This window comes from Arthrobacter sp. C9C5, assembly GCF_013359735.1.
Classification (GTDB): Bacteria; Actinomycetota; Actinomycetes; order Actinomycetales; family Micrococcaceae; genus Arthrobacter.
In genome coordinates, this window is the sequence record NZ_JABFMX010000024.1 from 19,661 (window position 1) to 32,369 (window position 12,709).

The window sequence follows — 12,709 nt, forward strand, 5'->3', positions numbered from 1 at the left end:
GGAATGCCGGGCCTCACTCACACGGCGAGGCCCGGCTGCGGAGGCTCGCTAGCGGGCGGCGGGCGCGATGTTGACGAGCCAGTCCACCCCGTACTTGTCCTTGCACATGCCGAAGGTGTCCCCCCACGGGGCCTTCTCCAGCGGCATCGTCACGGTGCCGCCGTCGGACAGCTTGTCCCAGTAGCCTCGCAATTCGGCCTCGTCGGTGCCGCTGAGGGACACCGAGAAGTTGTTGCCGGGGGTGTAGTCCATGCTGTTCGGGGTGTCGGCGCCCATCAGCACCAGCCCCTTCTCGCCGGTCAGCATGGCGTGCATGATCTTGTCCTGCTCGGCCGGGTCCTCGCTGGCCTGGAACTCGGCGAAGGTGCTCATATTCAGCTCCCCGCCAAACACGGACTGGTAAAAGGTCATGGCCTCCCGCGCGTTGTCGCGGAAGCCAAGGTAGGGGTTGAGCGTGCTCATATCCGGGACTCCTTGGTAGCGGGTGGCGGCGGTGCGGGCGAAGGGAAACGCCCGCACCGGCGCAGCGTACAGGCATATCCTGCCCGAAACCGGACACACTTCATAGGGCCCGCTTCAGCGGGGCCGCTCCCGACGGCGGCCGCCTAGGCGGTCTGGCCGGCGTGCTCCCCTTCGGCGATTTCTTCGAGCAGCTTGTCGTTGAACGCCGGCAGATCGTCCGGGTTCCGGCTCGTCACGAGGCCCTGGTCCACCACCACTTCCTCATCCGTCCAGTTGGCGCCCGCATTCTTCAGGTCGGTCTGGAGCGTGTGGTAGGAGGTCAGGTTCCGTCCGCTCACCACTCCGGCGTCGATCAGCAACCAGGGGCCGTGGCAGATCGAGGCCACCGGCTTGTGCTGTTCAAAGAAGCCGCGGGCAAAGGCTTGGGCACCCTTGTCCACCCGGAGGTGGTCGGCGTTCACGACGCCGCCGGGAATCACGAGGGCATGGAAGTCGGAGGCGTTGGCCTGGTCGACGGTGAGGTCGACGTCGAAGGTCTCACCCTTTTCCGTGCCGTCATAGCCCTGTAGTTTTCCGCTCTTGGGCGCCACGAGGGTGGGCTCGCCGCCCGCGTCCTTGACCGCGTTCCACGGGCTGGTCAGCTCGATCTGCTCGACGCCGTCCGTCAGCAGAAACGCGACCTTCTTGCCTGCAATGTTGTGTTCCGACATGTGTCCTCCTCTAGCCAGCGCGAGGGTCCAGCAGCCGTTCGGCCGTTCATGTCCCACGCGGAGAGATTGGTGCCTTACCCAGTCAACTCTAGGAAACAGGGAAATAATAAGCAAGCTGACTATGTGGTGGATTTGGCGGGGTCCGCCCACTGGGAGCCCTCTGGTCACGACGCACGTCCGTGATTACGCTGGCGTATATCCACAGCTTCAGGACCGCAGGAAGTAGGACACCATGGACGAACGGGATATTCTCCAGCGCATCACCGCCCTTGTGGACGAGGAACGTGAGCTCCGGGAACAGGCCGAGTCCGCGAGCGCCGACCACGACCACGTTCCGGACCGGCTGCGGCTCAGGCAGCTCGAAGAGGACCTCGACCAGTGCTGGGACCTGCTGCGTCAACGGCGGGCCAAGAGGCAATACGGCGAGAATCCCGACGATGCGGAGGCCCGTCCGGTCACGCAGGTCGAGGGCTACAACGGCTAGTCCCCACAGCCCCGGTTCCCGGCGGCGTCGCCTCGTCGAACCCCGGTTACCCCGCGGAGGTCGCGGCAGCCCCCGCCGACTCCCCGCCTACTTGAGCAGGTCGACGTCGGACACCATGTCGATGTGGGCCATCATGGCTTCGGCGGCACCTGCGGCATCCTTCGCCCGGATGGCATCCGCAATTTTCCGGTGTGAAGCAATGGACTGCTCGGGACGCCCCGGCTGCCCGAGGGATTCGAGCCGGGTTTCCAGGATCATTTCGGCAATGAAGGCCATCAGCTGGCCCAGCACCGCAGAGTGGGCGGCGGCCGTGACGGCCTGATGGAAGAGTTCATCACCCCGCGCGCCCTTTGAGCCCGCGGCCACCTCCTCGGCCATCACGTCAATGGCCGCGTCAATCGCCTGCATGTCCTGGTCCGTCCGCCGCGCGGCCGCCAGTTCGGCGAGCTTGACCTCCAGGGTGCTGCGGGCCTCGACGATCTCGGGAAGCCTGCTGCGGTGTTCGCGCAGGCCCTTGATCACCGCGGGGACGTTGGGGCGGTAGACCAGGACGGCTCCGGTGCCGTGCTGGACGTCAATCACGCCAAGCACCTCCAGCGCCACGAGCGCCTGGGCCAGCGTGGCGCGGGAGACCCCGAGCCGTTCGGCCAGGTCCCGCTCGGCGGGCAGGAGGTCGCCCGGGCCCAGCTGGGCCGACTCGATGAAGTCCAGGAGCTGCGCCACGAGCTGCTCGTACAGACGCGGCCTGGACACACGGGAAAGCTCCGGGACCTCAGACTTCTTTGCCATCTTGAACATCCTCCCGACGTAGCGACGCTCCCATCCTATCCCGGAGGCGTATTGACAAACTCACCTACTGTCTAAGAGGCTAGGCCAGTAGTCCTGTAATCCACGTCACACTATTCCCCCGGAGGAACAAAGATGTCCGCTCCCGTGCTTTCCATCATCGTCTTGGCGGTGATGTTCCTGCTGGCCACGGTGTTGCCCCTCAACATGGGTGCGCTGGCCTTCGTCGGCGCCTTCCTGCTTGGCTCGGTTTTCCTCGGCATGTCCACCAACGACATCCTGGCCAACTTCCCCGGCGGGCTGTTCCTGACGATCGTCGGCGTGACCTATCTCTTCGCCATCGCGCAGAACAACGGCACCATCGACCTTCTGGTCCGGGGCGCCGTGCGGATGGTGGGCAGCAAGGTCGCCCTCATTCCATGGGTCATGTTCGCCATCACCGCACTGATCACCGCCGTCGGCGCACTCTCCCCGGCCGCCGTCGCCATCATCGCGCCGATCGCCCTGAGCTTCGCCGCGAAGCACAAGATCAACCCGCTGATGATGGGCATGATGGTGATCCACGGCGCCCAGGCAGGCGGATTCTCCCCGATCGCCGTCTACGGCGTCACGGTCAACGGCATCATCGCCAAGACGGACCTTGCGGCGAGCCCGATGGCTATCTTCCTGGCGAGCTTCTTCTTCAACCTCGTCATCGCGCTCGTGCTGTTCATTGTCCTTGGCGGCAACAAGCTGCTCTCCTCCAAGACCGGCCGGCTCATCGAGCAGGCGGCCGAGACCCGCATGAAGGTCAGCGTCGGCGCCCGCGCGGCCGGCGTCACCCTGCAGGGCTCCGGTTCTGACATCTCCCCCGCCAGCGTGTCCGCCAAGGGCAGCAGCGCGGATTCGGCTACCGACAGTACCGCCACCACCTCTGCCGGTGCCCGGGCGACCGTACCGCAGCTCATCACCGTCCTCGGCCTGATCGCGCTGGCCGTGATCTCACTCGGGTTCAAGGTCGACGTCGGATTCGTCTCCATCACCATCGCCATCATCCTGGCCCTGGTCTCACCCGAGGCCCAGAAGGGGGCAGTGAACAAGATCAGCTGGTCCACCGTCCTGCTCATCTGCGGCATGCTGACCTTCGTCGGCGTGCTCGAAGAGGCCGGCACCATCAAGTTCGTCTCCAACAGCGTCGCCGACCTTGGGATGCCCCTGCTCGCGGCCCTGCTGATCTGCTACATCGGCGGCATCGTCTCCGCCTTCGCGTCCTCCACCGCCATCCTGGCCGCCCTCATCCCGCTGGCAGTCCCGTTCCTGGCCAGCGGTGAAATCGGCGCCATCGGCGTCATCGCCGCGCTCGCCGTCTCCTCCACGATCGTGGACGTCTCGCCGTTCTCCACCAACGGCGCCCTGGTCCTGGCCAACGCTCCGGAGGACGTGGACAAGGACAAGTTCTACAAGCAGATCCTCGCCTACAGCGGCATTGTCGTCGTCGCCGGGCCGGCCATCGCCTGGCTTGTCATGGTAGTCCCCGGCTGGATGTAGCTGCCCCCGGCCGACGACGGCGCACACACCGCACACCCTGGAACTGAAAGAAAAGGATCGATTATGAGCAAGGAATCCGACCTCCCCAACGCGGGCCCGCTGGCCGGCTACCTCGTGGTGGACCTCAGCCGTGCCCTTGCCGGCCCGCACGCCGGGATGATGCTGGCGGATCTCGGCGCTCGGGTAATCAAGGTTGAAAACCCCGGGACGGGGGACGACACCCGCGGCTGGGGACCGCCCTTCGTAGGCCCCGAGGACGACCCGCAGGCCACGTACTTCCTGTCCTGCAACCGCAACAAGGAGTCCATCGCCCTGGATTTGAAGAGCGACGACGGGCGCCAGATCCTGCGGGAACTGCTCACGAAGGCCGACGTCGTGGTGGAGAACTTCCGCCCCGGCGTGCTGGACCGGCTCGGATTCTCGACGGCGGAAATGCATGCGTTGAACCCGGCACTCGTGATCCTGTCGATCACCGGCTTTGGGCATGACGGGCCGGAGGCCGCCCGCAGCGGCTACGACCAGATCCTTCAGGGTGAGGCCGGGCTGATGTCCCTCACCGGTTCCGGGCCGGACGATCCGCAGCGGGTGGGGGTGCCGATCGCTGACCTGCTCTCCGGGATGTATGGGGCGTTTGGCACCCTCGCCGCATTGCTGCAGCGCGAACGGACGGGCAAGGGGCAGATCGTCCGGACCTCCCTGCTTTCGGCCCTGATCGGGGTGCATGCGTTCCAGGGCACGCGGCAGACCGTGGCCGGGGACCTGCCGCAGGCACAGGGTAACCACCACCCATCCATCGCCCCCTACGGGCTGTTCCATTGCCGCCAGGGCAAGGTGCAGATCAGTGTGGGCAGCGAGAAGCTGTGGAAGAGCTTCGCCGGCGCGTTCGGGATCGACACCACCCGGCCGGAGTTCGCCACCAACGCTGACCGGGTGCGCAACCGCGAAAAAGTCATTGAGGCGGTGGAGGACGCCTTTGCCGACTTCGAAGCCGAGCCCTTGCTGGCCAAGCTGAACGAGGTGGGCATCCCTGCCGGAAAGGTGCGGACCCTGGACGAGGTCTACGAGTGGGAGCAGGTCCATTCGCAGGGCCTGGTAATCGACGTCGACCACCAGGTCCTGGGAAAAATCAGCCTGCCCGGCCCCCCGCTGCGGTTCTTCGAGCAGGGCGACGCACGGGAGACCACCCTGACATCGCACAGCGCCCCACCCTTGCTGGACCAGGACGGAGGCCGCATCCGCCGCTGGCTGGAGAGCGCCACGGGCGTCCCTACGGCGGCCGGCGCCCAGCGCCACGGCGGTCGCTGACATGCTGGCGGAGCAGAAGGTACGGCATCTGGATGCCACCGCGCTGATAGCCACGGTGCTGGACCCGGGCTCCTACCGCAGCTGGGACAAACCGGTGACCGACCCGGACCCCGACCCCGCGTACCGGGCGGAGCTGGCGGCGGCCCGTGAGAAATCCGGCGTGGACGAGTCAGTCCTCACCGGAGAAGGGTTGATCCGCGGCCGCCGGGTCGCCGTGATCGTCAGCGAATTCCGTTTCCTCGCGGGTTCGATCGGGGCCGCCGCAGCCGAAAGAATCGTCCTGGCTGTCGAAAGGGCCACCGCGGAAGGCCTGCCTCTGCTGGCAGGACCTGCGTCCGGCGGCACCCGGATGCAGGAGGGGACGCTGGCGTTCCTGTCGATGATCAAGATCACCGCCGCCGTCCGCGCACACCGGCAGACCGGATTCCCCTACCTCGTGTATCTGCGCCACCCCACCACCGGCGGCGTGATGGCTTCCTGGGGTTCGCTCGGCCACATCACCGTGGCGGAGCCGGCCGCGCTTCTGGGATTCCTTGGCCCGCGGGTCTACGAGGCGCTGCATGGCAAGCCCTTCCCGGAGAACGTCCAGGTGGCGGAGAACCTCTTCGACAAAGGGCTCGTCGACGCGGTGGTTCCGCCGGGGCAACTGCCCGATATCGTCAACCGTGCGCTGAATATCCTCAGCCCCGGCGCCCCGGCCCCGGTGGGTCCGCCGCCGACTCTCGGTGTGGCCCCCTCGGACGCCGGGGCGTGGACCTCGATTGAGATTTCGCGGAATCCCCGACGGCCCGACCTCCGCCAGCTCCTGGCCTACGGGGCACGGGACGTCCTGCCGCTCAACGGCACCGGCCAGGGCGAAAAGGACCCCGGGCTGCTGCTGGCCTTGGCCCGTTTTGGCGAGAAATCCTGCGTCGTACTCGGCCACTCGCGGCCGAGGCCGTCGCAGCAGACGGCCATGGGACCGGCCTCCCTCCGTGAGGCACGGCGCGGCATGCGGCTGGCTGAGGAGTTGGGCCTGCCCCTGCTGACGGTCATCGATACCGGCGGCGCGGCGCTGTCCAAGGAAGCCGAAGAAGGCGGCTTGGCCGGCGAAATTGCCCGGTCCCTCCACGACCTCATCGGCTTGCAGTCGCCCTCCGTCTCGGTGCTGCTGGGACAGGGCGCCGGAGGCGGTGCGTTGGCGCTGCTTCCGGCCGACCGGACCGTGGCAGCCCAGCACGCCTGGCTGTCCCCGCTGCCGCCCGAGGGAGCAAGCGCCATCGTGCACCGCAGCACCGAGTTTGCGCCGGCGATGTCCGCATCCCAGGGCGTCAACGTGGCGGCCCTGCACGCCAACGGACTGATAGACCACATCGTTGACGAACGCCCCGACGCCGCGTTGGAGGCCAGGGCGTTCTGCCGGCGGATGGGACAGGCGATTGAATACGAGCTCTCCCTGGTCTCGGCCTCCGGGATCGGCGAACTCATTCCGCGCCGGCTCGGGAAATACGCGAATCTGGGACGCAGGCTCCGCGCCTAGGGCATCGGGAGGGGGCGACGGCGAATGTTCCGCCGTCGTCCTTTCGCTTGCCCGGCCGGCGGTCCATGCTGGTGCCATGCAGATCGCGTTCCTGGGCGACGTCATGCTGGGCCGGCTGGTCAACGATTACCTGGAGACCGCCGGTCCCGCCTATCCCTGGGGTGACACGCTGCCGGTCCTGCGGCGGGCGGACGCGAGGATCGCCAACCTGGAATGCGTGCTGGCCGACGGCGGTAAGCCCGAGCCCGGCAAGGTGTTCACCTTCCGCAGCGACCTGAAGAACGTGCGCAGCCTGGTCTCCGCGCAGATCGACCTGGTGTCGCTGGCCAACAACCACGTGCTCGATTACGGTCCGGACGCCCTGCGGGAAATGCTGCCGGCCCTGGACCGGCACGGGATCCTGCATGCGGGCGCGGGCGCGGACCTGGACTCGGCCCGCCGGCCGGCCGTCCGCCGGGTGGGCGCCACCGCCGTCGGGTTCGTGGCGTTTACGGACAACCAGCCGGACTGGGAGGCGGCGCCCGGGTCCCCGGGCGTGTACTACGTACCCGTTCCAGACCGCGGGGAGCGGGTCGGGGAACTGCTGGAGTTGGTTGAGCGGACCAAGTCGCGTGTCCAGCTGCTCATCGTTTCGGCGCACTGGGGCGGCAACTGGGGCTCCGATGCCCCGCCCGAGCACCGGGCACTGGCGCGGCGGCTGGTCGACGCGGGCGCCGACGTCGTGTTCGGGCATTCGCCGCATATCTTCCGCGGCGTTGAGGTGTACCGGAACCGGCCGATCATCTACGGTGCCGGGGACTTCGTCGATGACTATGCGGTGGACCCCGTGGAGCGCAACGACTTTTCCTTCATCTTCCTGCTGGGGACCGACGGCGGGAGGCCGCGGCAGCTGCGCCTGGTTCCCACCCTCATCGCCGGCTTCCAGGCCCGGCTGGCAGTCCGGAACGCCTGGGATGTCGCGGGCCGGATGTCCCGGCTGTGCGGGGAGCTGGGCACCGGAAGCAGCTGGAATGCCGGCGAAAGGTGCCTGGAAATTCCGCTGGCGTAGCCGCCGCTGCCCCCGGCCGCCGGGCGCGGGGTCCATTGGCCCCTGATTATTCCGCGCTGCAGGGCCTACCATATGGACGGGGGGCACTCGAAAAGCACCATGCTTACTGGGAGGCCACGATGTTTACCACTGTCCGCAATCTTTTCCCGCACGTGCAAAAAACATTCGTGGACCCCGGCTGGCGCCGGCCCCGGCCCGGCGCTGCTGCTCCCCCTCCGGACGGCCCCCGGGCGCGGCGCTTCGTGGGCGGACTGGCAGCCCTCCTGCTGGCAACGGGCGGGGGCCTGGCGGCCGCCGCGCCTTCGACCGCCGCCGAGCCGGCACAAAGCTACATTGTCGTGCTCAAGGACGGCACCGGCGATGCCGGGGCCGTGGCCGCGGCCCAGCAGGCCAAGTTCGGGTTCAGTGGCTCCAACGTCTACCGGAGCGCAGTGAGCGGCTACGCCGGCACCATGACGGCCAGCCAGGCCAAGAACCTCGCCGCCGATCCCAGCGTCGATTTCGTCACACTCGGCCGGCACTTCGAGGAGCCCGAAGAGCCCAGCACGCCCAACACCGAGGTCGCTCCGTTGTGGTGGCAACGGATCGGCGGCGATCCGGAAGCGGCCAGGGACGCCGTACGTGCCGGCACCGGCAATGACGACGGCTCCGCAGTCAATGTGGCGGTCATCGACAGCGGCATCGACGGTAAGCACCCCGACCTGAACGTCCAGGGCGGGATCGACTGTACCTCCGGGAAACCGGTCGAGGTGACGCCCATTGACGTTCTTGGCCACGGGACGTCGGTGGCCGGTGTCATCGGTGCCCGCAACAACGGCTCCGGCATCATCGGCGTGGCACCGGGCACCCCGCTCTGGTCCGTACGGGTCGTCTCCAACACCGGTTCCATCACCGAGGCGAGCCTGATCTGCGCCATTGACTGGGTGACCTCAACCCACAAGGACGACGACGAGGACAACGACATCGCCGTCGCCAATATCAGCATCGGCGGCCCGGGCTCCGACACCGCCAACTGCGGCAAGGGCACCGACCCGATGCACTACGCGATCTGCCGCTCGGTCAGGGCCGGCGTGGCATACGCCGTCGCCGCCGGAAACTCGGGCGCGAACCTCGCCGGAACGGTCCCCGCGGCCTACCGCGAGGTGCTGACCGCGACCGCCATGGCGGACTTCGACGGGAAGCCCGACGGACTCGCTGCCAGCCTGTGCGGCCGTGACGACTGGCGGCGCCTCGGACAGCTGGACGACCGGCCGGCGTTCTTCTCGAACTTCGCCGTCAACGCCAGGGACAAGGAGCACACGGTCGCGGCGCCGGGTGTGTGCATCCTCTCCACCGTGCCCGGTGGCTACGGCATCAACCATGGCACCAGCTTCGCCAGTCCGGCGGTGGCGGGCGCGGTGGCCCTGTGCATCGACCAGGGAGCCTGCCAGGGATCGGGCGCGGAGGTCAGCCAGCAGTTCCTGGACACCGCAGAGTCGTACAACAACCGGCACCCGGACTTCGGGTTCGCCGGGGATCCGCTCCGCCCGGCGGGCGGCAAGTACTACGGCTACCTGACTCAAATCACCCGCCTTTAAATCCGCCCGCCGGCATCAACCGGGGCTTAAAGGCGGGGAGCCCCACCCGTACGCGAAAGAAGGCGTCCTCATGGACGGCAACGTTCCGGCACCAGGGCCCCGGCGGCCCAGACGCCTGTTCACCCTGCCGCGGGCTGTCCTACTGGTCCTGGTGCTCGCGCTGGTTGCGGTGCTGTCATCACTTCCCGGCCTGATAGGCAGGACGGCCGGCACCGTCCCGGCCCAGGACGGACATGGTCCGCAGGTACGGAGCTACTTCATCGCTGCGGACGAGACGGTCTGGAACTATGCACCCACCGGGGCGAACCAGCTCACGGGTAAGCCCTTCGACGAAACGGCCGCCGTCTTCACCCGGCAGGGACCGGACCGCATCGGCAGCAGTTACATCAAGGCCCTCTACCGGGAGTACACCGACTCATCCTTCCGAACACTGAAGCCACGCAGCGCCGCGGAGGAGCACCTGGGCATGCTCGGCCCGGTCATCCGCGCCGCCGTCGGCGACACCATCACGGTGGTCTTCAAGAACAACCTTGACCGTCCTGCCGCAGTGCACGTGCACGGCGTGTTCTACGACAAGGCCAGCGAGGGCGCGCCCTACAACGACGGGACCGGCGCCGCGCAGAAAGGCGACGACGCCGTCCCGCCGGGCGGCGTGTACACCTACAGCTACAAGGTGCCGGAGCGGGCCGGCCCGGGGCCCATGGACGGCAGTTCGGTCATGTGGATGTATCACTCGCACACCGACGAAGTGGGCGACGACTACGCCGGCCTGGTCGGCCCAATGGTCATCACCAGGGCCGACGCAGCCCGCACCGACGGCACCCCGAACGACGTCGACCGTGAGTTCTTTGTGCAGTTCAAGGTGAGCAATGAAAACGCCAGCCCCTACCTGCAACGCAACATCCAACGCTTCGCCAAAAACCCGGCCTCCGTCAAGACCAAGGATGAGGAATTCGGCGAGAGCAACCTGATGCACAGCATCAACGGCTACGTCTACGGCAACCTGCCGCTGGAAGCCATGACGATGAACAAGGGCGAACGGGTCCGCTGGTATCTGATGGGCATGGGCACCGAGGTCGACCTGCACACCCCTCACTGGCACGGCAACACGGTCACGGCCCTGGGGATGCGCACCGACGTGGTGAGCCTGCTACCCGCCACCATGGTGACGGCCGACATGGTTCCCGACGACCCGGGCACCTGGCTGTTCCACTGCCACGTCAATGACCACATCACCGCCGGGATGATGGTCCGGTACCGCGTCCTCGACCCGGGAAGCCCCGGCTCAGGGGACGGCAACAGCACCCACACCGGCCACTCCTGAGTCACCGACGGCAACCCCGCCGAGCCCGGCCTGGGCTATGTATCGGCCCGCGGTACCGGCCTGCGACGGTGGGTCAGGCCAAAGGAGCGCCTGCGAGCCGTCCGGCCGGCGGCTCCGCCGCGACTCCGCCGTCGTTCGGATAGATCATCTCTGCCGGCGCATTCGAGTTGCGCTTAGCCAGGGGGTAGAACACCAGGGCGGTGACCACAAGGCCCACCAGCCAGGAAATGTCGGATCCGCCGAGCACCTTGGTCATCGGGCCGGTGTAGAGCGTCTGTGCCAGGAACGGAATCTGGGCAACGATGCCGACCGCGTAGGAGATCAGTGCCGTCTTGTTCCACCGCCCGTAGCGGCCGTTGGGGTCGTAGAGGGCCGGGATGTCCACCTTCTCCTTGGAGATCAGGTAGTAGTCCACCAGGTTGATGGAACTCCAGGGGATGAAGACCATGAGCAGCAGCAGCACGAAGTTCTTGAAGTTGGCGAGGAAGTCCGGGGAGGCCAGCATGGCGATCAGCACGGTGAGTCCGATGAAGCCGATCACGTAGGCGAACCGGGTACGGGACGGGGCGGCGGTCTTGCGGGTGAAGGCCGTGACGGACGTCAGCATGGTCATGTAGCCGCCGTAGGCGTTCAGGGTGTTGACTGTCAGTTTCCCGGTCACAATGACCAGGTAGATGACGACGGCGATCAGGCCGCCGCCGCTGAGGTTGCCCAGGAAGGCAACCTGGCCGTCCAGGAACCGCTGGCCCTTGGGCAGTGCCAGCGACGCGAACAGCGCGCCGAGCGTCATGGACCACTGGGAGCCCAGCACGGTGCCGAGGAAGGCGGCCAGGAAGGTCTTCCGCGCCGGGGTTTTCGAGGGCAGGTAGCGCGAGTAGTCCGCGACGTAGGGGCCGTAGGTCAGCTGCCAGCCGGCCCCCAGCGAAATGGCGAGCAGGAAAGTGGGGAACTCGAAGGTGCCGGAGGCGAGCAGGGCCCCGACGTCCTGGCTCGCGAAGAGCCGGATGCCAAGGTAGGTGAAGCCCAGCACGCCGACGACGGTCGAGATGCGGCCCAGCACGTGGATGTACTTGTAGCCCAGCGTGGCCACAAGTACCGTCAGCGCGCCGAAGATCATCATGCCCACGGCGGGGGTTCCGGTGCGGGTGATTTGATCAATGGCCTGGCCTGCGAGGACGGTACCGGTCGCCGCGAAGCCGAGGTACATGATGATGACGAGCACCAGCGGAATCACCGCCCCGAAGACGCCGAACTGGGCTCGGCTGGAGATCATCTGCGGCAGGCCGAGCTTCGGCCCCTGGGCCGCGTGCAGAGCCATGACCGCGCCGCCGAGCAGGTTACCGACCAGAAGACCCAGGATTGCCCAGAGCGCGTCAGCGCCGAACAGCACGGCAAGAGCGCCGTCGACGATCGCCGTGATCTGCATGTTCGCCCCGAACCACAGCGTGAACTGCTGCCCGGGAGATCCGTGACGTTCATTTTCCGGAACGAAGTCGATGGAGCGGCGCTCGACGCGCCGCCCGGCGGTTTCCGTTCGTGTCGAAGCTTGCATGCTCGTCCTCACTAGAGATTTGAGTGGGTTTGTCCGTCCATCTGAGCACGTCCCGTGATCTGCATCACGGGGGTAGGTGGAGGTTGTGTCCGGGATTCCGGACAGTCGGCAGACTGAGGGCCGACGTTCCTGCCCGGTTCGTCCGCAGTCGGCCGCGGCTATTCCGCGAAATCCGGGGGGTTGCGCCGGCCGCACTGCCGTCCGATGCGCGGCAACTGGGAGGGAACGCTGGCGGGCCGCTCCGCAACCCCTCCGCCGATCCGTTTGACGGTTGCCTGCCGGTTCGACACAGAGGGACCAAGCAGCTGCCCCGCGCGGAACCGTCGAACCGGCGGGGGAACCGCGCCGGATAGCCCCCGTTTACATGCCCGAAACAAAACCGACACGCGCCCTTCACGGAGGGACGATTTCTGTA

At 67.2% G+C, this 12,709-nt stretch carries 11 protein-coding genes; 7 read left to right on the plus strand and 4 right to left on the minus strand.

Features of this window, described 5'->3' with window-relative positions:
* Nucleotides 1–48: 48 nt before the first annotated feature.
* Together HNO80_RS16165 and HNO80_RS16170 are read right to left on the minus strand one after the other, a co-directional pair.
* The gene (locus tag HNO80_RS16165; protein ID WP_175323872.1) at nucleotides 49–462 is read right to left on the minus strand and encodes a VOC family protein; all 414 of its coding nucleotides are present in this window, start codon (nucleotides 460–462) and stop codon (nucleotides 49–51) included.
* Nucleotides 463–605: 143 nt separating this feature from the next.
* A complete protein-coding gene (locus HNO80_RS16170) occupies nucleotides 606–1,172 on the minus strand; it encodes a type 1 glutamine amidotransferase domain-containing protein (protein ID WP_175323873.1) in 567 nt (188 codons plus the stop codon).
* Nucleotides 1,173–1,404: 232 nt separating this feature from the next.
* Between HNO80_RS16170 and HNO80_RS16175 the strand changes: the two genes are divergently transcribed.
* Nucleotides 1,405–1,656, plus strand: a complete 252-nt coding sequence (locus HNO80_RS16175; RefSeq protein ID WP_175323874.1) for a DUF2630 family protein — start codon at nucleotides 1,405–1,407, stop codon at nucleotides 1,654–1,656.
* 87 nt (nucleotides 1,657–1,743) lie between these two features.
* Here HNO80_RS16175 and HNO80_RS16180 read toward each other — a convergent pair whose 3' ends face one another.
* Nucleotides 1,744–2,445, minus strand: coding sequence for a FadR/GntR family transcriptional regulator (locus HNO80_RS16180; protein ID WP_175323875.1), 702 nt, complete (start codon nucleotides 2,443–2,445; stop codon nucleotides 1,744–1,746).
* A 132-nt stretch (nucleotides 2,446–2,577) separates the two neighbouring features.
* Here HNO80_RS16180 and HNO80_RS16185 point away from each other — a divergent pair, with 132 nt between their 5' ends.
* From HNO80_RS16185 to HNO80_RS16210, 6 genes are all read left to right on the plus strand, one after another.
* On the plus strand, nucleotides 2,578–3,969 hold the full coding sequence (locus HNO80_RS16185; protein ID WP_175323876.1) for an SLC13 family permease: 1,392 nt from the start codon (nucleotides 2,578–2,580) through the stop codon (nucleotides 3,967–3,969).
* Nucleotides 3,970–4,032: 63 nt separating this feature from the next.
* Nucleotides 4,033–5,274: a CaiB/BaiF CoA transferase family protein gene (locus tag HNO80_RS16190; RefSeq protein ID WP_175323877.1), complete on the plus strand. Its 1,242-nt coding sequence runs from the start codon at nucleotides 4,033–4,035 to the stop codon at nucleotides 5,272–5,274.
* Between the two features lies 1 nt (nucleotide 5,275).
* Complete coding sequence (locus tag HNO80_RS16195) at nucleotides 5,276–6,793, plus strand: carboxyl transferase domain-containing protein (protein WP_175323878.1); 1,518 nt, start codon at nucleotides 5,276–5,278, stop codon at nucleotides 6,791–6,793.
* A gap of 76 nt (nucleotides 6,794–6,869) precedes the next feature.
* Nucleotides 6,870–7,841, plus strand: a complete 972-nt coding sequence (locus HNO80_RS16200; protein WP_175323879.1) for a CapA family protein — start codon at nucleotides 6,870–6,872, stop codon at nucleotides 7,839–7,841.
* Nucleotides 7,842–7,960: 119 nt separating this feature from the next.
* Nucleotides 7,961–9,418 carry a S8 family peptidase gene (locus HNO80_RS16205; RefSeq protein WP_175323880.1) on the plus strand — a complete coding sequence of 486 codons (1,458 nt, stop codon included), beginning with the start codon at nucleotides 7,961–7,963 and terminating at the stop codon, nucleotides 9,416–9,418.
* A 70-nt stretch (nucleotides 9,419–9,488) separates the two neighbouring features.
* Nucleotides 9,489–10,742 carry a multicopper oxidase domain-containing protein gene (locus tag HNO80_RS16210; protein ID WP_175323881.1) on the plus strand — a complete coding sequence of 418 codons (1,254 nt, stop codon included), beginning with the start codon at nucleotides 9,489–9,491 and terminating at the stop codon, nucleotides 10,740–10,742.
* A 73-nt stretch (nucleotides 10,743–10,815) separates the two neighbouring features.
* On the opposite strand, the gene HNO80_RS16215 is transcribed toward HNO80_RS16210, so the two are convergent.
* Nucleotides 10,816–12,294 (minus strand): purine-cytosine permease family protein, encoded by a 1,479-nt coding sequence (locus HNO80_RS16215; protein ID WP_175323882.1) that lies wholly within the window; start codon nucleotides 12,292–12,294, stop codon nucleotides 10,816–10,818.
* Nucleotides 12,295–12,709 lie beyond the last annotated feature (415 nt).